Consider the following 25,471-nt stretch of genomic DNA (forward strand, 5'->3'; position numbering starts at 1 on the left):
TCTGCTTAGCGGGCCGCGCTGATCAGTCCCGAACGCCGGTGGACCGGACGGTTCGGCATCGGCGCGGCGTCCCCTCCTGTGCGAGGGGATTTTTCGTTTCCGGGAAGTCCGGGACGTCGCAGCAGTCGGCAGAGACGATCGATGGAGCTTTGAGGATCATGAGCGAGACGAACCCCGCTGCCGCCCCTGGCATGGCGGCGGATGCCGCGCCACACCGCTACACGGCGGCCATGGCCGCCGACATCGAGGCACGCTGGCAGGACTTCTGGGACGCTGAGGGCACCTACGCCGCGCCCAACCCCAAGGGCGACCTGGCGGGGGACCCCGCGGCCGTGGCCCGCCCCGAGAAGTTCATCATGGACATGTTCCCGTACCCCTCCGGTGCGGGCCTGCACGTCGGCCACCCCCTGGGCTACATCGCGACCGACGTCTTCGCGCGCTTCCAGCGCATGACCGGCCACAACGTCCTGCACACCCTGGGCTTCGACGCCTTCGGCCTGCCCGCCGAGCAGCACGCCGTGCAGACCGGCGAGCACCCCCGGGTCACCACCGAGGCCGCCATCTCCAACATGAAGTCCCAGCTGCGCCGGCTGGGCCTGGGCCACGACAAGCGCCGGTCGTTCGCCACGATCGACCCGGACTACTACAAGTGGACCCAGTGGATCTTCCTGCAGATCTTCAACTCCTGGTACGACGACGAGGCGGCCAAGGCCCGCCCCATCGCCGAGCTGATCGCCCAGTTCGAGTCCGGTGAGCGCGGCGTCCCCGGCGACACGCGCGCGTGGAACGAACTGACCGCCACCGAGCGCGCCGACGTGCTGAGCGGCTTCCGGCTGGCCTACGCCTCCGACGCGCCGGTCAACTGGTGCCCCGGCCTGGGCACCGTCCTGGCCAACGAGGAGGTCACCGCCGACGGCCGCTCCGAGCGCGGCAACTTCCCGGTCTTCAAGGCCAAGCTGCGCCAGTGGAACATGCGGATCACGGCGTACGCCGACCGCCTGCTCGACGACCTGGACGCGCTGGACTGGCCCGAGGCCATCAAGCTGCAGCAGCGCAACTGGATCGGCCGCTCCGAGGGCGCCCGCGTCGACTTCCCCGTCGACGGCGAGCACATCACGGTCTTCACCACCCGCCCCGACACCCTGTTCGGCGCGAGCTACATGGTCCTGGCGCCCGAGCACCCGCTGGTCGACACCTTCGTCCCGGCCGCCTGGCCCGAGGGCACCCGCCCCGTGTGGACCGGCGGACACGACAGCCCCGCCGAGGCCGTCGCCGCCTACCGCGCCCAGGCCGGTTCCAAGTCCGACGTCGAGCGGCAGGCCGAGGCCAAGGACAAGACCGGCGTCTTCACCGGCGCCTACGCGACCAACCCGGTCAACGGCGAGCGGATCCCCGTCTTCATCGCCGACTACGTCCTGATGGGCTACGGCACCGGCGCGATCATGGCCGTCCCGGCCGGCGACCAGCGCGACTTCGAGTTCGCGCGCGCCTTCGAGCTGCCGATCGTCTGCATCGTCGAGCCGACCGACGGCCGCGGCACCGACACCGCCACCTGGGAGACCGCCTTCACGTCCTACGACGCGAAGATCATCAACTCCTCCAACGACGACATCTCCCTGGACGGCCTGCCCGTCGCCGAGGCCAAGGCCCGCGTCACCGAGTGGCTGGCCCGCAAGGGCATCGGCCGGGGCACCGTCAACTTCCGGCTGCGCGACTGGCTGTTCAGCCGCCAGCGCTACTGGGGCGAGCCCTTCCCCATCGTCTACGACGAGGACGGCGTCGCCCACGCCCTGCCCGAGTCGATGCTGCCGCTGGAGCTGCCGGAGGTCGAGGACTACTCGCCCCGCACCTTCGACCCGGACGACGCGGACACCTCCCCGGAGACCCCGCTCTCCCGCAACGAGGACTGGGTCAGCGTCACCCTGGACCTGGGCGACGGCCGTGGCCCGCGCCCGTACCGCCGCGAGACCAACACCATGCCCAACTGGGCCGGTTCCTGCTGGTACGAACTGCGCTACCTGGACCCGCACAACAGCGAGCGGCTGGTCGACCCCGAGATCGAGCGCTACTGGATGGGCCCGCGCGAGGGCCGCCCGCACGGCGGCGTCGACCTGTACGTCGGCGGTGCCGAGCACGCCGTGCTGCACCTGCTGTACGCCCGCTTCTGGTCCAAGGTCCTGTTCGACCTGGGGCACGTCTCGTCCGCCGAGCCGTTCCACAAGCTGTTCAACCAGGGCATGATCCAGGCCTACGTCTACCGTGACAGCCGTGGCTTCCCGGTGCCGGCCACCGAGATCGAGGAGCGCGACGGCGGCTACTTCCACGCGGGCGAGCCGGTCAAGCGCGAGCTGGGCAAGATGGGCAAGTCCCTGAAGAACTCCGTCACCCCGGAGACGATCTGCGCCGAGTACGGCGCCGACACCCTGCGGCTGTACGAGATGGCCATGGGTCCGCTGGACGTCTCCCGCCCGTGGGACACCCGCGCGGTCGTCGGCCAGTACCGGCTGCTGCAGCGCCTGTGGCGCAACATCGTCGACGAGACCACCGGCGAGGTCACCGTCGTCGACGCCGAGCCCGACGAGCCCACCCTGCGCGCGCTGCACAAGGCCGTCGACGGCGTGCGCCAGGACCTGGAGGGCCTGCGCTTCAACACCGCCATCGCCAAGATCACCGAGCTGAACAATCACCTCACCAAGGCGGGCGGGGCGCTGCCGCGCACCGTCGCCGAGGCCCTGGTGCTGCTGATCGCCCCGCTGGCCCCGCACATCGCCGAGGAGCTGTGGCGCAAGCTGGGCCACACCGACTCGGTCGTCCACCAGGACCTGCCCGTCGCTGACCCGGCGTACGTCGTGGACGAGAGCGTCACCTGCGTCGTCCAGGTCAAGGGCAAGGTCAAGGCCCGTCTGGAGGTGTCCCCGGCCATCTCCGACGAGGAGCTGGAGAAGGTCGCCCTGGCCGACGAGAACGTCGTCAAGGCGCTGGACGGGGCGGCAATCCGCAAGGTGATCGTGCGGGCGCCGAAGCTGGTGAACATCGTTCCGGCGTGAGCCGCCGGCCCACCGGACGATCGTCGTCCCCTAGGGGACGGGTGCGGGCAGGTTCGGGGTTCTGTCGGAACTCCGGGCCTGCCCGTCTCGTTTACCGTTTGTTGGGGGAAGCATTCGAAGACGGATGCCGGTCGTCGTAGGAGGAGTTCGTGGAAGCAGTGATCGCAGTCGTCGCCCTGCTCTTCGTGCTGCTCACGGTGCTCGGCGTCTACGCGACGGTGAAGGCGGTCGGCGCCGCCAAGCGCGGGGTGGACCGCACCATCGACCAGGCCCGCCGCACGGTCGAGGACCACACCCTGCGGGCCAAGTCCTTCGCCCAGCCCGGACCGGTCGGCGAGATCGCCCAGCTCCGGCTCAAGCTGCGCACCTCGATGCGGGCCACCCAGGACGCACTGCGCGCGGGCGTCGCGGAGGACGAGTCCCTCAGGGAGTCCCTCGGCCTGTTCCAGCGGCTCAGCGCCCACGGCCATGAACTGGACGGCGAGCTCAAGCGGCTGGAGTCCGAGCCCGACCGGGCCAGGCTCGCCGAGCGGCTGCCGCAGGTGCGCGAGCGCACCGAGCGTGTCATCGGCTCGGCGGACTCCCTGCGCTGGGCCGCCCGCGACCGCGCCGGTCGCTTCGCCGAGGACGACCTGGACCACCTCAGCGCCCAGATCGACGTGGAGACCGGCGCCCTGCGCCACTGGACCACCGAGGACACCGCCCAGACGCCGCAGACCTCCCGGACCCCGCGGCCGCAGGCGCGACCCCGGACCCAGGAGGAGCCCGCAGCGCAGGAGCCCGCCCGGCCCGCGATCGACCCGACCGGGCCGCGCCCCACCTACCCCTGGCAGAAGAAGCCCCGCCCGGAGACGTCTGGTATGTGATCCCTACCGGATTCGGTCAAGGCATGTCCAGGCGAGAGGGGCCGGGCTGCCGTCCACGCGCTACGCCAGGTAACCTCCAGCTCATGTCCCGCCATGTCGCGATCGTCACGGATTCAACGGCCTACCTGCCGCAGGGGACGATGGAGCGCCACGGCATCACCGCGGTGCCCCTGACCGTCGTCCTCGGCGGCGAGGCCCTGGAAGAGGGCACCGAGATCTCGACGCGTTCCCTGGCCCAGGCACTGCAGAAGCGACGCCCCGTCACCACCTCGCGCCCCAGCCCCCGGCTCTTCGCCGAGACCTACCGCAAGGCCGCCGAGGCCGGCGCCACCGGCATCGTCTCCCTGCACCTGTCCGCCGAACTCTCCGGCACCTACGACGCGGCGGTCGTCGCGGCACGGGAGGCGCCGGTGCCGGTGCGGGTGGTGGACACCGGCATGGTGGCCATGGCCCTCGGCTTCTGCGCGCTGGCCGCGGCCGAGGCCGCCGAATCGGGCGGCACCGTGGACGAGGCGGTCGCCGCCGCCGAGAAACGGGCCGACGGCACCGCCGCCTACTTCTACGTCGACACCCTCGACTATCTGCGCCGCGGCGGCCGGATCGGCGCCGCCCAGGCCCTGTTGGGCTCCGCCCTCGCGGTGAAGCCGCTGCTCCAGCTGGACGCGGGCCGCATCGACCTCCTGGAGAAGGTGCGTACGGCGTCCAGGGCCATCGCCCGGCTGGAGGAGCTGGGCGCCGACCGTGCGGGGAGCGCCCGGGTCGACATCGCCGTGCACCATCTCGCCGCTTCCGAACGGGCGTCGGCGCTTGCGGACCGGCTGCGGGCCCGGGTGCCCGGCGTGGCGGACCTCCATGTGAGCGAGGTCGGGGCGGTGATCGGGGCACACACGGGGCCCGGGTTGCTGGGAGTGGTGGTCTCACCGCGATAGAACGCGACAGACGGGGCCGCAGAGGCTCTTCTCCTCACCCGTGCGGGTGGTGGAGTTTTCCACAACTGGGGAGTATTCCCCGGGAATTGTGCAAGATCATCGCGATTCGGTGAGGTGTCCGATCCTCGGGGCATGGCACTTCGATCACGCTCGACCACACGCCCACGCACCCACCACGCCACCAGCGGCCCCGGCCGGGCGCCCGGCTCCGACGGCCGCACGCGTCAGGCGTCGGCGGAGGAACTGCGCCGACGGGCTGAGGCGTTGTTCGCGGCGCGCGCCGACGACGGCGAGCGGCACGAGGAGGACGATGTCGGTGTCGCTGTCGGTGAGGTGCGGGAAGGGCCGCCCGAGGAGCCGCAGCGGTCGGCGCTCGACGCCGGCCGGGCCGGCGGCCGACGGGAGCGGCTCGCGTCGGCCCTGCGGGAGCGGATGCCGGTGTGGGTGCAGACGCGCTGCGGGATGGAACGCGCCGGCGCACTCGCGCTGACGGCGGTCCTGGTCGTCGCCGTCGGCTTCGCCGCGCACCACTTCTGGACGGGGCGCGCCGAACCGGTCCGGCCCCCGGAGGTGGTGCGGGCGGCGGCCGAGGCGTCCCCCACCGCAATGCCCGGGGCCGAGATCGTGGTGGACGTCAGCGGCAAGGTCCGCAAGCCGGGCATCCACCGGCTTCCCGCCGGTTCCCGGCTCGTCGACGCGCTGAGCGCGGCCGGCGGGGTGCGGCCGGGGACCAGCACCGAGGGCCTCAACCGGGCACGGTTCCTGGTGGACGGCGAACAGGTGGTCGTCGGCGGACCCGCCCCACCGGAGCCCGCGACAGCGCAGGGACTCGGTGCGGCGCCGGGCGCGCCTTCGGCCCCCGTCTCCCTCAACACGGCCACCGTCGAGCAACTCGACACCCTCCCGGGCGTCGGCCCCGTCCTGGCGCAGCACATCGTGGACCACCGCACCCGGAACGGCGGCTTCCGTTCCGTGGACGAACTGCGCGAGGTCGACGGCATCGGCGAGCGCCGCTACGCCGATCTGCGCAACCTGGTCCGCCCATGAGCCCGAGCGAGGAGCCGGAGCCGCTTCCGCCGGGTCGGGGAGGACGGGGCGGGGCGCGGCCGGACGCGGGGCGGCTTGGCGGCGTCAGGTCCGGTGGCGTTCCGCCCGATGGTGCTCGTGCTGGCGGTGCGCGGTCCGATGCGGGGCGGCCCGGCGGCGTTCGGTCCGGTGGTGCTCGGCCTGGCGGTGCGGGGCCCTACGCGGCGCGGCCCGGCGGCGTTCGGTCCGAGCACGCCCGGCTCGACGGCGCGCGCTCTGAGCGCCCACGCCGGGACCGCCCACGCCAGGACCCCCCATGCCAGGGCCCCCCACGCCCCGGCCAGTCGCACCCCGACCTCGCGCGGCCCGCGGACACCCCCGCCGTGCGCCCTCGGCGCCGGGTGCATGCCGAGTCCGGGAAGCGGCTGGGTGACGCGCATCCGCGGCAGGAGGGGCCGGTCGACCTGCGGCTGGTGCCGCCCGCCGCGGCGGCCTGGGCCACAGCGGCGCTCACCCTGGACGCGGCGCCGGGGATCGTGGTGGGCCTCGCGCTGTGCTGCCTGGCCGGGGCGGTCGTGCTGCTGGCGGCGCGGGGCCCCGGCCGCGGCCGGGCGCGGTTCACCGTGGCCGCCTCGCTGCTCTGCGTCGCCGCTGCGGCGGCCTCGGCCGGACTGCACGGGGCGGATCTGCGGCGGGGCCCGGTGCCGGACCTGGCGGGCAGGCTCGCGACGGTGACCGCCGAAGTCGAGCTGACCTCCGATCCACGGCTCACCCGGCCCCGGATCAGCGGGGACCACGCCGTCCCGGACTCCGTGCTGATCGACGCGGAGGTCCGCAGGGTCGAGGGGCCGGAAGGCGAGATGGTCGCGACACGGACACCGGTGCTCATGCTGGTGGACGCGCGGGCGGCCGGACGGGTGACGGCGAGGCACTCCCCGTGGCTGCGGCTGCTGCCGTCCACCCGAGTACGGGTGACGGGGCGGCTCGCTCCGCCGCTGACGGGAGGGGACCGGATCGCGGCGGTGCTGCGGGTGCGCGGCCCCCGCATGCCACAGGTCGTACGGGAGCCGTCGGCGATCCAGCGGACGGCCGGCCGACTGCGGGCGGGCCTGCGGGAAGCCACCGACGGACTCCCGGCGGACGCCCGGGCGCTGCTGCCCGGGCTGGTCGTCGGGGACACCGCGCGGATCACGCCCGAACTGGACGAGGCCTTCAAGGAGACCGACCTCGCCCATACGCTCGCCGTGTCCGGCAGCAACCTCACGATCGTCCTCGCCCTGCTCCTCGGCCCGCCCGGCCTGGCCCAGCGGGTCGAACGCCGCGGTCTGGCGCCCCGCCTCGGCATCCCCCTGCGGGCCACCGCGCTGCTCGGCGGGGCGCTCACGCTCGCCTTCGTCGTGGTGTGCCGGCCCGACCCGAGTGTGCTGCGGGCCGCGGCCTGCGGAGCGGTGGTGCTGCTCGCCCTCGCCACCGGCCGCCGCAGATCCCTGGTCCCGGCGCTCGCGACGGCGGTCCTGCTGCTGGTCCTGTACGACCCCTGGCTGGCCCGGAGCTACGGCTTCCTGCTGTCGGTGCTCGCCACCGGCGCGCTGCTGACGCTGGCGCCGCGCTGGAGCGCCGCGTTGCGCGGGCGGAGGGTGCCGCCGCGGCTCGCCGAGGCGCTCGCGGCGGCGGGGGCGGCGCAGGCCCTGTGCGCACCGGTCGTCGCGATGCTGTCGGCGCGGGTGAGCCTGGTGGCGGTGCCGTGCAACCTCCTCGTGGAGTTCGCGGTGGCGCCCGCGACCGTCCTGGGCTTCGCCGCGCTGGCGACTGCGCCGGTGGCGATGCCGGTGGCCGAGGCGCTGGCCTGGTGCGCGAGTTGGCCGGCCGGCTGGATCGCGTGGATCGCGCGGGCCGGGGCGGCGCTGCCCGGCGCGGGAGTGGACTGGCCCGGCAGCTGGGCCGGGGCGCTGCTGCTCGCCCTCGTCACGGCGGCGGTGCTGCTGCTCGGCGGCCGGCTGCCGGGCCGGCGGTGGCTGTGCGCGGTCTGCGGGATGCTGTTCCTGCTGGCCGTGGTGCGGCCGCCGCCGCTCACCCGGGTGCTCACCGGCTGGCCCCCGCCGGGCTGGCGGCTGGCTATGTGCGACGTGGGACAGGGCGACGCGACGGTCCTGGCGGCGGGGGCGCGCACGGCGGTGGTGGTGGACGCCGGACCGGACCCGGAGCCCGTCGACCGGTGTCTGCGCACCCTCGGCGTCACTCGGGTGCCGCTCGTGGTGCTCACCCACTTCCACGCCGACCATGTGGCCGGACTGCCCGGGGTGCTGCGCGGACGGGAGGTGGGAGCGATCGAGACGACGGGGTTCGAGGAGCCCCCGGAACAGGCGGAGTTCGTACGGGATCAGGCGCGGGCACGGCACGTTCCGGTGCTGCGGGCCGTCGCGGGGGAGCGGCGGCGGACCGGGCCGCTCGACTGGGAGGTGCTGTGGCCGCCCCCGCGTCCGGCGCCGGAACCGGACGGACCGAACGACGCGAGCGTGACCCTGCTCGTACGGTCGGGCGGGCTGCGGATGCTGCTGCTCGGCGATCTCGAACCCCCGGCCCAGCGCGCGCTGTTGCGGTCACCGGCGGGCGGGTCGCTGCGGCGGGTGGACGTGCTCAAGGTGGCCCATCACGGCTCGGCCTTCCAGGACCCGGACCTGATGCGGGCGGTGGCGCCGAAGGTGGCGTTGATCTCCGCAGGGGCGGACAACCCCTACGGGCACCCCGCCCCGAGTACGGTCGCGGCGCTGAAGGCGGGAGGTGCCATGGTGCTCCGGACGGACCGGGACGGGGCGCTGGCGGTCACGGGTACGGACGGGGCGCCGCTGGTCGCGCGAGACTGAGGGCATGGATGCCGCTCACCTGGATGCCGCGCACCTGGACGCCGCTCTCGTCGACGGTCGGCTGGTCGACGCCTATCTGCGCCGCCTCGGGACCGCCCGCCCGCCCCGGCCCACGGCCGCCGCCCTGGCCGAACTGCACCTGAGCCACCTGCTGGCCGTGCCCTTCGAGAACCTCTCGGTGCACCTCGGCGAGCGGATCGTGCTGGAGGAGAGGCGGCTGGTCGAGAAGGTCGTGGAGGAGCGCAGGGGAGGGTTCTGTTACGAGCTGAACGGCGCGTTCGGGACGCTGCTGGCGGCGCTCGGGTTCGAGGTCGCGTTCCTGGCGGCCCGGGTGTTCGGGGCACCGGGGCGGCTCGGGATCCCCTACGACCACATGGCGCTCCGGGTGGGGACGGCGGACGGCGGGACCTGGCTGGCGGACGTGGGCTTCGGGGCGCACAGCCATCTCCCGCTCCGCTGGGCGGACCGGGGCGAGCAGCAGGACCCCGGTGGGGTGTTCCGGATCGACGAGGCCGGGTCCGAGGCGGAGTGCGAGGCCGGCGGCAGGGGCACGGCATCGGTCACGGGTGATCTGGACGTCGTCCGGGACGGCTCGCCGCAGTACCGGCTGGAGGTCAGGCCGAGGGCACTCGGGGACTTCGTGGCCGGGGCCTGGTGGCACAGCACCTCGCCGGAGTCGCACTTCACGCGGTCGCTGGTCTGTTCGCGGGTGACGCGGGACGGGGGGAGGATCACGCTCAGCGGGCGGCGGTTGAAGGTGACCGTGCCCGAAGGCGGGGGCGAAGAGAGGGAGTTGGGGTCGGACGAGGAGGTGCTCGGGGTGTACCGGGAGCGGTTCGGGATCGTGCTGGAGCGGGTGCCGGAGGTGAGGACGGCGGAAGCGGGCCCGCGGGCGTAATTGGGATCGTGTTGCCTCGAAAGCCGCATCGGTGATCGAATGGTTCTTCGGCAACAAGTGGAGTCAAGTCGCGCAGGGGTGGCGTTGATGTTCGGCGGCTGGATGGGAAATCGTACGAACCGGGTGCAACGGACGAGTCCCCTCGCGGCGGTCCCGACCCCGGAGAACGCCGGGGTGCTGAGCTGCCGGGTGCTCGATCCGGTCAACGAACCCGTGCGCAACGCGGAGTTCGCGGTGAGCGACACCCTGGGGCGCAAGGTCGTCAGCGGCGGGACCGATCCGTTCGGGGCGTTCGTGACGACGGTGCCGGCCGGTGAGTACCGGCTCGCGGTCTCCGCCGAGGGGTTCACCCCGTACCGGGCGACCGCGACGGTCGGGGAGAACGCGTTGGCCTCGCTCGGCGATGTGACGCTCCAGCTGGCGCAGCCGCCGGAGCTGCCGGCGCCGGGAGACTGGGACATCGAGCCGACGCACTCCTCGATCGGGTTCACCGCGCGGCACATCGGGCTCGCCCGGATCCACGGGCGGTTCAACTCCTTCGCCGGGGTGGTGCGGATCGCGGAGCGGGTGGAGCAGTCGGCGATGCACGTGGTGATCGACGCCGCCTCCATCGACACCAACGTCCGGATGCGGGACGAGCATCTGCGGTCGGCGGACTTCCTGGACGTGAAGCGGTATCCGACGCTGGAGTTCTACAGCGAACGGTTCACGCACAAGGGCGGGAGCCGGTGGGCCGTGACGGGGGCGCTGTCGCTGCACGGCGTGACGCGGACGGTGACCCTGGACACGGAGTACCTCGGGCTCGGCAACGGCATGGGCGGCGAGACGCGGGCGGCCTGCCGGGCGCGGACCGAACTGCACCGGGACGACTTCACCGTGAGCTGGCAGACGATGCTGGCGCGCGGGATCGCGGTGGTCGGGCCGAGCATCCGGGTCGAGCTCGACGTGCAGATCGTGCCCAAGAGCTGAGGCGCGGGCGGAAGCAGTCCCCGGGTGCCGGAAAATGGCTTCGTGAGCGATGTGAGACATGTGCTGGTGCTGCCCGACCGCGACGCGGCGGAGGAGGTGGCCCAGGCCCTCGTGGAGCGGTTCGGGGTGCGCGAGGAGCCGTTGATCGTCCGGGACGCGCTGGCCGGGGAGGACGACGCCGAGGACGCGCAGTGGCTGGTGGTGCTGCGCGACGAGGAGGACCGCCTCGCGGCACAGGCCCTGGACGAGTTCGCGGCGGAGTGGGAGGGCTGGCGCGAGGAGCCGTAGGCGGGGGCGTTCGCGCTCGCCGCGCGGGACGAGCCTGCAACCCCCAGGGGCGCGGGGAACTGCGCGATCAGCCCCCCACGCAGCCGCAAGCCGCAGCCCCCCACGCAGCCGCAAGCCGCAGCCCCCCACGCAGCCGCAAGCCGCAGCCCCCCACGCAGCCGCAAGCCGCAGCCGCAAGCCGCAGCCGCAAGCCCGCCCGCGCGGGACGAGCCTGCACCCCCCAGGGCCGCGGGGAACTGCGCGATCAGCCCCCCCACGCAGCCGCATGCCGCAGCCCCCCACGCAGCCGCATGCCGCAGCCGCAAGCCGCAAGCCGCATGCCGTGGCCCCAGCCGCAACCGCAAGCCGCGGCCCCACCCGCAGCCGCATGACGCGACTGTCAGTCCCCCGTGCCATCCTTGTCCCGATGGCCAGGAAGACTGCGAATGACGATGTCCTCGCCGCGGTGACGCTCGCCGTGGGGCAGGAGGAGTTGCTGCTCGACCGGGCGGTGCAGGAGGTCGTGGCGGCCGCCAGGGCCGCGGACGCCGACACCGACGTGCGGGACCTGACCCCCGACCAGTTGCAGCCCGGCACCCTCGCCGAGCTGACCAGCCCCTCGCTCTTCGCGGAGCGCAAGGTCGTGGTCGTACGCAACGCGCAGGATCTGTCGGCCGACACCGTCAAGGACGTGAAGGCCTATCTCGCGGCGCCCGCCGAGGAGATCACGCTGGTGCTGCTGCACGTCGGCGGGGTCAAGGGCAAGGCGTTGCTGGACGCCGCCCGCAAAGCCGGGGCGCGGGAGATCGCCTGTCCGAAGATGACCAAGCCGGCCGACCGGCTGGCGTTCGTGCGGCAGGAGTTCCGGGCCACCGGGCGGTCCGCGACGCCCGAGGCCTGCCAGGCGCTCGTCGACGCCATCGGCAGCGATCTGCGCGAGCTGGCCTCGGCGGTGACGCAGCTCGTCGCCGACGTCGAGGGGACGATCGACGAGGCCGTCGTGGGGCGGTACTACACCGGCCGGGCCGAGGCGTCGAGCTTCACCGTCGCCGACCGGGCGGTGGAGGGACGGGCCGCGGAGGCCCTGGAGGCGCTGCGCTGGTCGCTGGCCACCGGTGTCGCGCCCGTGATGATCACCAGCGCGCTGGCCCAGGGCGTGCGGGCCATCGGCAAGCTGTCCTCGGCGCGCGGCGGCCGGCCCGCCGATCTCGCGCGGGAGCTGGGCATGCCGCCGTGGAAGATCGACCGGGTGCGCCAGCAGATGCGGGGCTGGACCCCCGACGGCGTGGCTGTGGCGCTGCGGGCGGTCGCCGAGGCGGACGCCGGTGTGAAGGGCGGCGGGGACGACCCGGAGTACGCGCTGGAGAAGGCGGTCGTCGCCATCGCGCGGGCCGCCCGCTCCAGAGGACGTTAGGCACTCTCCAGAGGAGAATCGTGCGTACCGGCCCTGCGGTCCCCCTCGGCCCCCTTCGGTAGCCGTCGGTCCGCATCGGCCCCCATCGGCCTCTATCGCCCGACAAGGAGAGGTGGCGATCGCCGTGGCTGAACACCCGCACGCGAAAATAGTCCGCGAGGGCTACGAAGCCTTCCAGCGGGGAGACATGGACACCCTGCGCGCATTGATGACCGGGGACTGTACGCACCACGTCCCGGGCTCCCACCCGCTCTCCGGGGACTACAAGGGGATCGACTCGGTCCTCAACGACTACTACGGCCGGCTCTACTCGGAGACCGGTGGCTCGTTCCGCGTCGAGCTGCGCAACCTGTTCGTGGACGGCCGCGGGCATGTCATGTCCGTGCACCACTTCACCGCCGACCGGGCCGGCAAGCACCTCGACGAGATGGGCGGGATCGTCTTCCGGATCATGGGAGACAAGATCACCGACCTCGACGAGTGCGTCGCGGACATGCAGAAGGTCGACCAGTTCTGGATGTGACACGCCGAAGGCCCCGGCCCCGCCCTGGGGAAGGGCGGGGCCGGGGCCTTCGGATCACGAAGGTGAAGCAGATCGAGCTGGTGGAGCTGATGAATCTGCTGAGCCCATACCCGCGTGGCGAACGCAGGCCGCGTACGGGCTCGGGTGCCGGTCGGGGGCGGATGAGAGAGGGCCCGCCCTGGGTCCTTCCGGCGGCTCGGATCCCGGGGGATCCGGTCAGACCAGAGGGGTTCAGCCCTGGAGGGTCGCGACCTTGGAAGCCAGCGCCGACTTCTTGTTGGCGGCCTGGTTCTTGTGGATGACACCCTTCGAGACAGCCTTGTCGAGCTGACGCGCGGCAGCGCGCTGCAGCGCGGTGGCCTTCTCGAGGTCACCCGCGGCAGCGGCCTCACGGGCCTTGCGGATCGCGGTCTTCAGGGAGGACTTGACGGCCTTGTTGCGCAGCCGAGCCTTCTCGTTGGTCTTGATCCGCTTGATCTGGGACTTGATGTTCGCCACGAAATAAGCCTCTTCTAATTCCTGGATTCGTTGGTGCCTCGCGCTGAGAGGGCATGAGACACAGCTGCCCACACTACCAGCGGGCCCGAGAATGGCCCAAACCGGCCCCCGGTCGCCGCCCGTGGGACCATGGAGCCTACGTATCGATCCGACCCGAGGCATAAGGCGCCTCAAGAGACAGGACCCTGCGTGCCCGCGACCCCTAACAATGTGCCCGAGCCGAGCCGTACCGACCCGGCTCTGATCCGCAACTTCTGCATCATCGCGCACATCGACCACGGCAAGTCCACGCTCGCCGACCGGATGCTCCAGCTGACCGGTGTGGTCGAGCAGCGGCAGATGCGTGCTCAGTACCTCGACCGGATGGACATCGAGCGCGAGCGCGGCATCACGATCAAGTCCCAGGCGGTGCGGCTGCCGTGGGCTCCCACCCACGACAAGAACAACACGCACATCCTCAACATGATCGACACCCCCGGGCACGTCGACTTCACCTACGAGGTCTCGCGGTCGCTCGCGGCCTGTGAGGGGACCATCCTCCTCGTCGACGCCGCCCAGGGCATCGAGGCCCAGACCCTCGCCAACCTCTACCTGGCGATGGAGAACGACCTCACGATCATCCCGGTGCTCAACAAGATCGACCTTCCCGCGGCCCAGCCGGAGAAGTTCGCCGAGGAGCTCGCCAACCTGGTCGGCTGCGACCCCGACGACGTGCTCCGGGTCTCCGCCAAGACCGGTGTGGGTGTCGACGCGCTGCTCGACCGGGCCGTACGGGACATCCCGGCGCCGGTCGGCGTCAAGGACGCCCCGGCCCGCGCGATGATCTTCGACTCCGTCTACGACTCCTACCGGGGCGTGGTCACGTACGTCCGTGTCATCGACGGCCAGCTCAACAAGCGCGAGCGCATCAGGATGATGTCGACCGGCGCCACCCACGAGCTGCTGGAGATCGGCACCAACTCGCCCGAGATGCTGGCGGCCGACGGCCTCGGCGTCGGCGAGGTGGGCTATCTGATCACCGGCGTGAAGGACGTCCGCCAGTCCAAGGTCGGTGACACCGTCACCAGCCAGGTCAAGGGCGCCACCGAGGCCCTCGGCGGTTACAAGGACCCCAAGCCGATGGTCTTCTCGGGCCTGTACCCGCTGGACGGCTCCGACTACCCGGAGCTGCGCGAGGCGCTCGACAAGCTGCAGCTCAACGACGCCGCCCTGGTCTACGAGCCGGAGACCTCCGCCGCGCTCGGCTTCGGCTTCCGCGTCGGCTTCCTCGGCCTGCTCCACCTCGACGTGATCCGCGAGCGCCTCGAGCGCGAGTTCGGCCTCGACCTGATCGCCACCGCGCCGAACGTGGTCTACCGGGTGGTCATGGAGGACCGCACCGAGGTCGTCGTCACCAACCCGAGCGAGTTCCCCGAGGGGAAGATCAGCGAGGTGTACGAGCCGGTCGTGCGCGCCACCATCCTCGCGCCGACCGAGTTCATCGGCTCGATCATGGAGCTGTGCCAGACCCGGCGCGGCACCCTGCTCGGCATGGACTACCTCTCCGAGGACCGCGTCGAGATCCGCTACACGCTCCCCCTCGCGGAGATCGTGTTCGACTTCTTCGACCAGCTGAAGTCCAAGACGCGCGGCTACGCCTCGCTGGACTACGAGCCCACCGGCGAGCAGACCTCCAGCCTGGTCAAGGTCGACATCCTGCTGCACGGCGACAAGGTGGACGCCTTCTCGGCGATCACCCACAAGGACGCCGCGTACGCCTACGGGGTGCGGCTCGTCGCCAAGCTGCGCGAGCTGATCCCGCGGCAGGCCTTCGAGGTGCCGATCCAGGCCGCCATCGGCTCCCGGGTCATCGCTCGCGAGACCATCCGCGCCATCCGCAAGGACGTCCTCGCCAAGTGCTACGGCGGTGACATCTCCCGGAAGCGGAAGCTGCTGGAGAAGCAGAAGGAAGGCAAGAAGCGGATGAAGATGGTGGGTTCCGTGGAGGTTCCGCAGGAAGCCTTCATCGCCGTGCTGAGCAGCGACGACGCCGCGGGCTCCGCCAAGGGCAAGAAGTAGCCCCTCCGGTGCCCGGACCACGGGCCCGTCGTGCTGTCGCGCGGCGGGCCCGTGGTGCGCCGCACGGAGAAAGTGACAGTACGTGGCCCCTTACGTGCCGGGCGGTCGCCCTTTACCCTGATCCCCTGCTCGATAGTTACTCGCGAGTTAAACAACAGCCGCAAGAGCCAGCCGCGCCGTCGCGGGCCCCGGAGGATGTCGTGAGCGACACACAGACCCTGATCGAGAACCGTCCGCCGTCCGTGGCGGGCCTCTTCCTGGAGCGCGTGGCCGCCACGCCCGACGCCGAGGCCTACCGCCACCCCGTGCCCGCCGCGTCCGGAACGGGCCCCGACGACTGGAAGTCGCTGAGCTGGGCGCAGGCCGCCGAACGGGTGTACGCCATCGCGGCCGGGCTCGTCGACCTGGGGGTGCAGCCGGAGCAGCGCGTCGCGCTCGCCTCCTCCACCCGGATCGAGTGGATCCTCGCCGACCTCGGCATCATGTGCGCCGGCGCCGCGACGACCACCGTCTACCCGCAGACCAACGCCGACGAATCGGCGTACATCCTCTCCGACTCCGAGAGCCGGGTGCTGGTCGCCGAGGACGCGGCGCAGGTCGCCAAGGCCGTCGAGAAGCGAGCCGAGCTGCCCGCCCTCACCCATGTGGTCGTCCTCGACCCGGCCGGTGTCGACACCGCGGAGGACTGGATCCTCACCCTCGACGAGCTGGAGAAGCGCGGCGCGGCCCGGCTGGAGAAGGACCCCCAGCTGATCAAGGAGCGGGTCGGCGCGATCACCAAGGACCAGCTCGCCACCCTCATCTACACCTCCGGCACCACCGGCCGCCCCAAGGGCGTGCGCCTGCCGCACGACAACTGGTCGTACATGGCCAAGGCGATCGCCGCGACCGGGCTGATCAGCGCCGAGGACGTGCAGTACCTGTGGCTGCCCCTCGCGCACGTCTTCGGCAAGGTGCTCACCTCCGGCCAGATCGAGGTCGGGCACGTCACCGCCGTCGACGGCCGCGTCGACAAGATCATCGAGAACCTGCCGGTGGTCCGGCCGACCTACATGGCGGCCGTCCCGCGGATCTTCGAGAAGGTCTACAACGGCATCGCCAACAAGGCCCGGGCCGGCGGCCCCGCCAAGTACAAGATCTTCCGCTGGGCCTCCGAGGTCGCCCGCGAGTACGCCAAGGTCACCCAGGACAACTTCCGCCGCACCGGCACCGCGAGCGCCCCCTTCGGCCTCGCCGCCAGGCACCGGGCCGCCGACGCGCTGGTGTACGCCAAGATCCGCGAGGCGTTCGGCGGCCGGCTGCGCGCCTGTATCTCCGGCTCCGTGGCCCTCGCCCCGGAGATCGGCTTCTTCTTCTCCGGCGCCGGCATCCACATCCTGGAGGGCTACGGCCTCACCGAGTCCTCCGCGGCCTCCTTCGTGAACCCCGGCGAGGCCTACCGCACCGGCACGGTCGGCAAGCCGCTGCCCGGTACGGAGGTGCGGATCGCCGAGGACGGCGAGATCCTGCTGCGCGGCCCCGGGATCATGGAGGGCTACCACGGGCAGCCCGACAAGACCGCCGAGGTGCTGGAGGCCGACGGCTGGTTCCACACCGGTGACATCGGCGAGCTGTCGCCCGACGGCTATCTGCGGATCACCGACCGCAAGAAGGACCTGTTCAAGACATCCGGCGGCAAGTACATCGCGCCCACCGAGGTCGAGGGCCAGTTCAAGTCGGTGTGCCCGTACGTCTCCAACATTCTCGTGCACGGCGCCGACCGGAACTTCTGCACCGCGCTGATCGCGCTGGACGAGGCGTCCATCCTCGACTGGGCCAAGGAGAACGGCCTGGCGGGCAAGTCGTACGCCGAGGTCGTCGCCGCGCCCGAGACGGTCGCGCTCATCGAGGGCCATGTCGCCGAGCTCAACGCCGGGCTCCAGAGGTGGCAGACGATCAAGAAGTTCCGGCTGCTGCCGCGGGACCTCGATGTCGAGCACGGCGAGATCACGCCGAGTCTCAAGCTGAAGCGGCCGGTGGTGGAGCGTGAGTACCGGCACCTGATCGAGGAGATGTACACCGGTACGCGGGAGGCGTAGGGCGGTTCGGGGTGCGCGGGCGGCCGCGGGTGGGGTGGTGGTCGCCCGCGGTTCCCCGCGCTCCTGGTGGTACCTCGGTCGCATCGCTCGAAAAGCGCCCCTTGTTCGTCCCTCATCGATCACGTACGTACGCAGGTGAAGCAGTAATCCCTCCCCGCTCGATCCCCTTCGGTCACTCACCGCATTTGGCTGGGATCCGTCTGTCACTCTGAGGGCATCCGAACTGCCCGGGGAGCTGCGCATGGGGGCCATTCCGACCCAGCGGGAGACCGTCTTCCCCGGCATCGGCGCGCCGTCGCCCGCGACCCCGCACGCGCCCCCGGTCGCCCGCGCCACCCTGGCCGGCGGCCCGCACGCCCCCGGCGCCGCACGCGCTCTGGTGCGGGCCGCGTTCACGGAGTGGGGGGACCTTCCCGAACGCCTCGTGGAGGACGTGACCCTCGTCGTCAGCGAGCTCGTCACCAACGCCGTCGTGCACGCCGGCACCGACGTGGACCTGCTGTGCCGGCTGGAAAACGATCCCGGGCACGGACACGCGGTCGTCGTGGAGGTCGACGACCACCACCCCTCCCGCGCCCCGCGCGACCACCCGCCCGGGACGCCGCCGTACGAGACACCGCACGAGACGCCGGAGTACGGCCGCGGCCTGCGGCTGGTCGCCGCGCTCGCCGACGCCTGGGGAGTGACGTACCGCAGGGCCGCGAAGACGGTGTGGGCGCGGCTGCTGCCCCGGGCCCCCGAGCCCTACGACGCCGACGGGACGTACGACACCACCGACGAGACGTACGGCGCCTCGCCCGTCGCGCCCCTCGACCCCCTCCTGGAAGCCCTCGCCCCCGAACCGCAGCCCTCCTGCCGCGGCGGGGACTGGCTGAACCGGGGCGCCCTGTCCTTCCTCGCCGAGGCCTCCGACCTGCTCGCCGGGCAGCTCGACGAGGATCTCGTCGCCGCGCTCACCAGCCAGCTCCTGGTGCCCCGGCTGGCCGACTGGTGCGGGGTCTGGCTGGAGGACGAGGTCAGCGGACACGGCGGAGGCTGGGGCGAGTGGGCCGGAGGCCCCGGGCCGCGGCTGGCCCGGGTCTGGCACGGCGACGAGGGCCGTATCGAGGAGCTGCGCCGGGCCCTGGAGAAGGAACCGCCGCGTCCCGCCGAGCCGCCCCGGTCGGGGCCCGAGCCCTTTCCCTGGCCCGGCGCGGCGCTCGGCCCGTGCGGCGCCGCCCTCGCCTACCGGCTGATCGCCGGCGGCCGCCCGCTCGGCACCCTGGTCATCGGACGGTCCGGACCCGGCGCCTTCGCCGACGAGGTCACCGGGCTCGTCGAGGACCTGGGCCGCCGGGTGGCGCTGGCGATCGGCGCGGCCCGCCAGTACGCCCGCCAGGCCACCATCAGCGCCGTCCTCCAGCGCGGGCTGCTGCCCGGCGCCGTCGCCGAGATCCCCGGGGTGCGCAGCGCCCTCGTCCACGAGCCGCGTGAGCGGGGCGGCCCGAGCGGCGACTTCTACGACCTGTTCCCGGCGGGCGACGGCCGCTGGTGCTTCGCCATCGGCGACGTCCAGGGCAAGGGCCCGGAGGCGGCCGTCGTCATCGGCCTCGCCCGCCCCTGGCTGCGGCTGCTGGCCCGCGAGGGGTACGGCGTCCCCGACGTCCTGGACCGTCTCAACCAGCTCCTCCTCGACGACGCCACCGAGGCCGCCGACGCCGCCGCCCGTGCCTTCGTCGGCCCCACCGGCCCTGGCGAGGGCCCGCAGACCCGGTTCCTGTCGCTCCTCTACGGCGAGCTGGCGCCCTTCGAGGGCGGCGTCCGCTGCACCCTGGCCTCCGCCGGGCACCCGCTGCCCCTGCTCCTCGGCCCGGACGGCTCCGTCGCCACGGCCGCGCGCCCCCAGACCCTCCTCGGGGTCATCGAGGACGTGACGTACACCAGCGACGTGCTGGAACTGCGGCACGGCGACAGTCTGCTCTGCGTGACCGACGGGGTCACCGAGCGCCGCTCGGGCATCCGCCAGTTCGACGACGGCGACGGGCTGGCCGTCGCGCTCGCCGGCTGCATGGGCCTGGACGCCGAGCTGATCGCCGAGCGCATCCACCGGCTCGTCCACGAGTTCGGCGAGCGGCCCCCGGAGGACGATCTGGCGCTGCTGGTGCTCCAGGCGGAGTGAGCGTCGTCGTACGGGACGGTCGTACGGGACAATGGAGGGCATGCCTTCCGCACTCCCCGACGGTGAGCCCGTCCCCGACGACGGCGCGCTCCCGGCGCACGCGCTCACCGGCGCCGCCGACCGCCCCCTCGGGTTCTATCTGCACGTCCCCTACTGCGCGACCCGCTGCGGGTACTGCGACTTCAACACCTACACCGCCACCGAGCTGCGCGGCACCGGAGGCGTCCTCGCCTCCCGCGACAACTACGCCGACACCCTGATCGACGAGATCCGGCTGGCCCGCAAGGTCCTCGGCGACGACCCGCGCGAGGTCCGCACGGTCTTCGTCGGCGGCGGCACCCCCACGCTCCTGGCGGCCGGCGATCTCGTACGGATGCTGGGCGCGATCCGTGACGAGTTCGGCCTGGCGGCGGACGCGGAGGTGACGACGGAGGCGAACCCGGAGTCCGTCGACCCGGCGTATCTGGCCACCCTGCGCGCGGGCGGCTTCAACCGGATCTCCTTCGGCATGCAGAGCGCCCGGCAGCACGTCCTGAAGGTCCTCGACCGCACCCACACCCCCGGCCGCCCCGAGGCATGCGTCGCGGAGGCCCGCGCGGCCGGCTTCGAGCACGTCAACCTCGACCTGATCTACGGCACCCCCGGCGAGTCCGACGACGACTGGCGGGCGTCCCTGGAGGCCGCGCTCGGCGCCGGGCCCGACCACGTCTCCGCGTACGCCCTGATCGTCGAGGAGGGCACCCGGCTCGCCCGGCGCATCCGGCGCGGGGAGGTCCCGATGACCGACGACGACGTCCACGCGGACCGCTATCTGATCGCGGACGAGGTGATGTCGGCCGCGGGCTACGACTGGTACGAGGTCTCCAACTGGGCCACCTCGCCGGCGGCCCGCTGTCTGCACAACGAGCTGTACTGGCGCGGCGCCGACTGGTGGGGCGCGGGACCGGGGGCGCACTCCCACGTGGGCGGCGTGCGCTGGTGGAACGTGAAGCATCCGGGCGCCTACGCGACGGCCCTCGCCGCCGGCCGCTCCCCGGGCGCCGGCCGCGAACTCCTCTCGGAGGAGGACCGCCGCGTCGAACGCATCCTGCTGGAGCTGCGGCTGCGGGAGGGGGTGCCGCTGGACCTGCTCCGGGAGGAGGGGCTCAGGGCTTCCCGCCGGGCCCTGGCGGACGGGCTGCTGGAGCAGGGGCCGTACGACACCGGCCGCGCCGTGCTCACCCTGAGCGGGCGACTGCTGGCGGACGCGGTGGTCAGGGACTTGGTGGACTGAGCACTCCGGCGGGTGAATCCGTGCGGTACGGCGGTTCGGTCCCTAACCTGGTTCGTAGGCTGCCGCCAAAAGTACGCGGCGGATGTGGAGGGCCACGGAGATGACCGCTGTGGACGAGCGCGGGATGACCAAGTACTTCGAGGAGCTCGAGCCTCCCGAGGGCGTCAGGGTCGAGCTTCTCCGGGGGGAAATCGTGATGATGGCCAGCCCTGATCTGGTGCACAACATGATCGTTGCCGATGTGCAGGACCAGATCCCAAGGAAGCGCTGGTCCCGTCTGCAGACCCAGGATGTCGACATCGTCGATGAAGCCAGTGAGCCAGTACCGGACTTGGTGGTTCTCGAGCGTGATGTCATGCCCGCGTCGGGACGGCTGTTGCCGTGCCGTCTGATCACGATGGTCGTCGAGGTCGTCTCCAAGACCAGCGTCCAGCGAGACTATGAGATCAAGCGGTCGATCTATGCCGCCGGCGACGTGCCCGTCTATCTCGTCGTGGATCCGATCATGGCCCAGTGTGTCCTGCTGACGAGGCCTGTCGGGAAGGGAGAAGACGCCGACTACCAGCGGCAGCAGGTCACCAAGTTCGGGGCACCACTGCCAGTGGAGGAACTCGGGCTCGAACTCGACACCGCCGAGTTCGGAACGTTCCCCAACGTCAGGCCCCACCGCTACCCGTGACGAAGTCGATCAGTTCCTCCACCCTGCCCAGCAGGGCCGGCTCCAGGTCCTTGTAGGAGTGGACGCGGGCGAGGATCGCCTGCCACACCGCCCCGGTGTTGTCGGACGGCCAGCCCAGCGCGCGGCACACCCCCGTCTTCCAGTCCTGGCCGTGGGGGACCTTCGGCCAGCCCGCGATGCCCAGGGACGACGGCTTCACCGCCTCCCAGACGTCGATGTACGGGTGGCCGACCACCAGGGCGTGCTCGCTGGTCACCGACCGGGCGATGCGGAACTCCTTCGTGCCCGGCAGCAGGTGGTCCACCAGGACGCCCAGGCGGGCGTCGGGCCCCGGCGCGAAGTCCTCGACGATCGACGGGAGGTCGTCCACGCCCTCCAGGTACTCCACCACCACGCCCTCGACGCGCAGGTCGTCGCCCCACACCTTCTCGACGAGCTCGGCGTCGTGCCGGCCCTCGACGTAGATGCGGCCGGCGCGGGCGACCCGGGCACGGGAGCCGGGGACGGCGACCGAGCCGGACGCGGTACGGGTGGGACGTACGGGGCCGGAAGAAGGCCGTACGAGGGTCACGACCCGGCCCTCCAGCAGGAAGCCCCGCGGCTCCAGCGGGAACACCCGGTGCTTGCCGAAGCGGTCCTCCAGGGTCACCGTGCCCGCCTCGCAGCGGATCACCGCGCCGCAGAAGCCGGTGCCGGGCTCCTCCACCACCAGGCCGGGCTCCGCCGGGACCTCGGGGACGGGCTGCGGCTTCTTCCAAGGAGGGGTCAGGTCCGGCGAGTACTGGCGCATTCGGATGACGATAGGAGAAGCCCCGGCCCGATCGCACCCCGCTCAGCGCGACACGCCGAAGCGCGCCGCCAGGGCGTCCCGCTGCCGCCGTACGAAGGCCGCGTCCACGACCGCCCCGTGACCCGGCACGTACAGCGCGTCCTCCCCGCCGAGGGCGAGGAGGCGGTCCAGGGCCGCCGGCCAGTGGGAGGGGACGGCGTCGGGGCCCGCCTGGGGCTCCCCGGACTCCTCCACCAGGTCGCCGCAGAACACCACTTCCGGCGAGCCGGGGACCAGGACCGCCAGGTCGTGCGCGGTGTGCGCCGGGCCCACGTTGGCCAGCAGGACCTGGCGGCCGGTCCCCAGATCGAGGGTCCGCTCCCCGGAGACCAGGTGCCGGGGCCGGACCAGGGCGTCCGCGGCATCGGTCGCCGTCGCCTCGTCCAGCCCCTCGCGCACCGCGTCCGCCCGCAGCTCCTCCGCCGGGACCGAGTCCATGCCCACCGCGCCGTACACCTCCGTACCGGCGAAGGCCGCCGCGCCGAACACATGGTCGAAATGCGGATGGGTGAGCGCGAGATGGGTCACACGCGCGCCGGTCAGCTCCTCGGCCTGCGTCCGCAACCGCACCCCCTCCGCCAGCCCCGATCCGGCGTCCACCATCAGCACCGCGCCCGCCCCGACGACCAGCCCCGCCGTGCAGTCCCAGCCCGGCAGCCGCACCCGCCCGACCCCGGCCGCGATCCGCTCCCACCCGAGCTCTTCCCAAGTCACCGTCATACCGGGACGCTAACGGTAAGTGGTCCCGGCGTCGGCCGACCTTGCCCCCGGTGTACCCCACAGCCGTACACTGGCCGGGGAACGTCTGGCACTCGGGAGCGAAGAGTGCCAGTGCAGACGCCCAGGGCACTGGGGGACGACCACGGGAGGTGTGCGCGGGTGCTGAGTGAACGCAGGCTGCAGGTGCTGCGCGCCATCGTCCAGGACTACGTCGGCACCGAGGAGCCGGTGGGCTCCAAGGCCCTCACCGAGCGGCACAACCTCGGTGTCTCCCCGGCCACCGTGCGCAACGACATGGCCGCCCTGGAGGACGAGGGATACATCGCCCAGCCGCACACCAGCGCCGGGCGCATCCCCACCGACAAGGGCTACCGGCTGTTCGTCGACAAGCTGGCCGGCGTCAAGCCGATGACCGCGCCCGAGCGGCGCGCCATCCAGAACTTCCTCGACGGCGCCGTCGACCTCGACGACGTGGTGGCCCGCACCGTACGGCTGCTCGCGCAGCTCACCCGGCAGGTCGCCGTCGTGCAGTACCCGTCGCTGACCCGGTCCACCGTGCGGCACGTGGAGTTGCTGTCGCTCGCGCCGGCCCGGCTGATGCTCGTGCTGATCACGGACACCGGACGGGTCGAGCAGCGCATGGTGGACTGCCCGGCGCCCTTCGGGGAGGCCTCTCTGGCGGATCTACGCGCGCGGCTCAACAGCCGGATCGCGGGCCGCCGGTTCACCGACGTGCCGCGTCTGGTGGAGGACCTGCCGGAGGCCTTCGAGGCGGACGACCGCGGCACGGTCTCGACGGTGCTCTCCACCCTGCTGGAGACCCTCGTCGAGGAGAACGAGGAGCGGCTGATGATCGGCGGCACCGCCAATCTCACCCGCTTCGGACATGACTTCCCTCTCACCATCCGCCCCGTCCTGGAGGCCCTGGAGGAACACGTCGTTCTTCTCAAACTCCTGGGCGAGGCGGGGGATTCGGGCATGACCGTACGCATCGGTCACGAGAACGCCTATGAGGGACTCAACTCCACGTCCGTGGTCTCGGTCGGCTACGGTTCGGGCGGCGAGGCAGTCGCCAAACTCGGCGTGGTCGGCCCGACCCGCATGGATTACCCGGGAACGATGGGAGCGGTACGAGCGGTGGCACGGTACGTCGGACAGATCCTGGCGGAGTCGTAAGTGGCCACGGACTACTACGCCGTTCTCGGCGTGCGCCGCGACGCGTCGCAGGATGAGATCAAGAAGGCGTTCCGTCGGCTCGCCCGCGAGCTGCACCCGGACGTCAACCCGGATCCGAAGACCCAGGAGCGGTTCAAGGAGATCAACGCCGCCTACGAGGTGCTCTCGGACCCGCAGAAGAAGCAGGTCTACGACCTCGGCGGCGACCCCCTCTCCCAGGCGGGCGGCGGTGGCGCGGGCGGCTTCGGGGCCGGTGGCTTCGGCAACTTCTCCGACATCATGGACGCGTTCTTCGGTACGGCGTCCCAGCGGGGGCCGAGGTCCAGGACCCGGCGCGGCCAGGACGCGATGATCCGGCTGGAGGTGGACCTCGAGGAGGCCGCCTTCGGCACCACCAAGGACATCCAGGTCGACACCGCGATCGTCTGCTCCACGTGCAGCGGCGAGGGCGCCGCCCCCGGCACCAGCGCCCAGACGTGTGACATGTGCCGCGGCCGCGGCGAGGTCTCCCAGGTGACCCGGTCCTTCCTCGGCCAGGTCATGACCTCCCGCCCCTGCCCCCAGTGCCAGGGCTTCGGCACCATCGTGCCGACCCCCTGCCCGGAGTGCGCGGGCGACGGCCGGGTGCGCTCCCGCCGCACGCTCACCGTCAAGATCCCGGCCGGTGTCGACAACGGCACCCGGATCCAGCTCGCGGGCGAGGGCGAGGTCGGCCCCGGCGGCGGCCCCGCCGGCGACCTCTACGTCGAGATCCACGAGCTGCCGCACTCCACCTTCCAGCGGCGCGGCGACGACCTGCACTGCACGGTCACCATCCCGATGACCGCGGCGGCCCTCGGCACCAAGGTGCCGCTGGAGACGCTGGACGGCCTGGAGGAGGTCGACATCCGGCCCGGTACCCAGTCCGGCCAGTCGATCCCGCTGCACGGCCGGGGCGTCACGCATCTGCGCGGCGGCGGCCGGGGCGACCTCATCGTCCATGTCGAGGTCATGACCCCCACCAAGCTCGACCCCGAGCAGGAGCGGCTGCTGCGCGAGCTGGCCAAACTGCGGGGCGAGGAGCGGCCCCAGGGCCAGTTCCAGCCCGGCCAGCAGGGACTGTTCTCGCGCCTGAAGGACGCCTTCAACGGGCGCTGAGCGGCTGGATCACCGCAGCACCAGGCCTGAATTCGGTGTTGTTCGGAGGACGTGACAACATG

Annotated in this window: 20 protein-coding genes; 17 read left to right on the forward strand and 3 right to left on the reverse strand. The window is 72.3% G+C overall.

The window, feature by feature from the left end; all coding sequences use genetic code 11:
• Positions 1-158 precede the first annotated feature (158 nt).
• From leuS to U5640_RS30250, 10 genes are all read left to right on the forward strand, one after another.
• Positions 159-3,047, forward strand: coding sequence for a leucine--tRNA ligase (leuS, locus tag U5640_RS30205; RefSeq protein ID WP_340379588.1), 2,889 nt, complete (start codon positions 159-161; stop codon positions 3,045-3,047).
• Positions 3,048-3,196: 149 nt separating this feature from the next.
• Positions 3,197-3,913: a hypothetical protein gene (locus U5640_RS30210; protein ID WP_340379590.1), complete on the forward strand. Its 717-nt coding sequence runs from the start codon at positions 3,197-3,199 to the stop codon at positions 3,911-3,913.
• An 83-nt stretch (positions 3,914-3,996) separates the two neighbouring features.
• Entirely contained in the window at positions 3,997-4,842 is an 846-nt protein-coding gene (locus tag U5640_RS30215; RefSeq protein ID WP_340379592.1) for a DegV family protein, read from the forward strand.
• 132 nt (positions 4,843-4,974) lie between these two features.
• Positions 4,975-5,889 (forward strand): ComEA family DNA-binding protein, encoded by a 915-nt coding sequence (locus U5640_RS30220; RefSeq protein WP_340379594.1) that lies wholly within the window; start codon positions 4,975-4,977, stop codon positions 5,887-5,889.
• 380 nt (positions 5,890-6,269) lie between these two features.
• Complete coding sequence (locus U5640_RS30225; protein ID WP_340385427.1) at positions 6,270-8,732, forward strand: ComEC/Rec2 family competence protein; 2,463 nt, start codon at positions 6,270-6,272, stop codon at positions 8,730-8,732.
• Positions 8,733-8,736: 4 nt separating this feature from the next.
• The gene (locus U5640_RS30230; RefSeq protein ID WP_340379596.1) at positions 8,737-9,630 is read left to right on the forward strand and encodes an arylamine N-acetyltransferase; all 894 of its coding nucleotides are present in this window, start codon (positions 8,737-8,739) and stop codon (positions 9,628-9,630) included.
• A gap of 87 nt (positions 9,631-9,717) precedes the next feature.
• A complete protein-coding gene (locus tag U5640_RS30235; RefSeq protein ID WP_340379598.1) occupies positions 9,718-10,599 on the forward strand; it encodes a YceI family protein in 882 nt (293 codons plus the stop codon).
• Between the two features lie 42 nt (positions 10,600-10,641).
• Positions 10,642-10,887: a hypothetical protein gene (locus tag U5640_RS30240; RefSeq protein WP_067244346.1), complete on the forward strand. Its 246-nt coding sequence runs from the start codon at positions 10,642-10,644 to the stop codon at positions 10,885-10,887.
• Between the two features lie 406 nt (positions 10,888-11,293).
• Positions 11,294-12,280: a DNA polymerase III subunit delta gene (holA, locus tag U5640_RS30245; protein ID WP_340379601.1), complete on the forward strand. Its 987-nt coding sequence runs from the start codon at positions 11,294-11,296 to the stop codon at positions 12,278-12,280.
• Positions 12,281-12,404: 124 nt separating this feature from the next.
• A complete protein-coding gene (locus tag U5640_RS30250; protein ID WP_340385429.1) occupies positions 12,405-12,803 on the forward strand; it encodes a nuclear transport factor 2 family protein in 399 nt (132 codons plus the stop codon).
• A 231-nt stretch (positions 12,804-13,034) separates the two neighbouring features.
• Here U5640_RS30250 and rpsT read toward each other — a convergent pair whose 3' ends face one another.
• Positions 13,035-13,301: a 30S ribosomal protein S20 gene (rpsT, locus tag U5640_RS30255; RefSeq protein ID WP_340379603.1), complete on the reverse strand. Its 267-nt coding sequence runs from the start codon at positions 13,299-13,301 to the stop codon at positions 13,035-13,037.
• A 189-nt stretch (positions 13,302-13,490) separates the two neighbouring features.
• On the opposite strand from rpsT, the gene lepA reads away from it, so the two are divergent.
• From lepA to U5640_RS30280, 5 genes are all read left to right on the forward strand, one after another.
• Entirely contained in the window at positions 13,491-15,359 is a 1,869-nt protein-coding gene (gene lepA, locus U5640_RS30260) for a translation elongation factor 4 (protein WP_340379606.1), read from the forward strand.
• Positions 15,360-15,559: 200 nt separating this feature from the next.
• A complete protein-coding gene (locus U5640_RS30265) occupies positions 15,560-17,437 on the forward strand; it encodes an AMP-binding protein (RefSeq protein WP_340379607.1) in 1,878 nt (625 codons plus the stop codon).
• 241 nt (positions 17,438-17,678) lie between these two features.
• Complete coding sequence (locus tag U5640_RS30270; protein ID WP_340379608.1) at positions 17,679-19,595, forward strand: SpoIIE family protein phosphatase; 1,917 nt, start codon at positions 17,679-17,681, stop codon at positions 19,593-19,595.
• 40 nt (positions 19,596-19,635) lie between these two features.
• On the forward strand, positions 19,636-20,868 hold the full coding sequence (gene hemW, locus U5640_RS30275; RefSeq protein ID WP_340379609.1) for a radical SAM family heme chaperone HemW: 1,233 nt from the start codon (positions 19,636-19,638) through the stop codon (positions 20,866-20,868).
• A 100-nt stretch (positions 20,869-20,968) separates the two neighbouring features.
• Positions 20,969-21,547, forward strand: coding sequence for a Uma2 family endonuclease (locus U5640_RS30280; protein ID WP_340379610.1), 579 nt, complete (start codon positions 20,969-20,971; stop codon positions 21,545-21,547).
• On the opposite strand, the gene U5640_RS30285 is transcribed toward U5640_RS30280, so the two are convergent.
• Together U5640_RS30285 and U5640_RS30290 are read right to left on the reverse strand one after the other, a co-directional pair.
• Complete coding sequence (locus U5640_RS30285; protein WP_340379611.1) at positions 21,525-22,337, reverse strand: DUF3097 domain-containing protein; 813 nt, start codon at positions 22,335-22,337, stop codon at positions 21,525-21,527. The two genes, U5640_RS30280 and U5640_RS30285, sit on opposite strands and share 23 nt — an antisense overlap.
• Positions 22,338-22,379: 42 nt before the next feature.
• On the reverse strand, positions 22,380-23,096 hold the full coding sequence (locus tag U5640_RS30290; protein ID WP_340379613.1) for an MBL fold metallo-hydrolase: 717 nt from the start codon (positions 23,094-23,096) through the stop codon (positions 22,380-22,382).
• A 159-nt stretch (positions 23,097-23,255) separates the two neighbouring features.
• Here U5640_RS30290 and hrcA point away from each other — a divergent pair, with 159 nt between their 5' ends.
• Both hrcA and dnaJ read left to right on the forward strand, forming a co-directional pair.
• On the forward strand, positions 23,256-24,272 hold the full coding sequence (gene hrcA / locus U5640_RS30295) for a heat-inducible transcriptional repressor HrcA (RefSeq protein ID WP_340379615.1): 1,017 nt from the start codon (positions 23,256-23,258) through the stop codon (positions 24,270-24,272).
• On the forward strand, positions 24,273-25,409 hold the full coding sequence (gene dnaJ, locus U5640_RS30300) for a molecular chaperone DnaJ (protein WP_340379617.1): 1,137 nt from the start codon (positions 24,273-24,275) through the stop codon (positions 25,407-25,409).
• The last annotated feature ends 62 nt before the right edge of the window (positions 25,410-25,471 follow it).

Source organism: Streptomyces sp. SS7 (genome assembly GCF_037993025.1).
GTDB lineage: Bacteria > Actinomycetota > Actinomycetes > Streptomycetales > Streptomycetaceae > Streptomyces.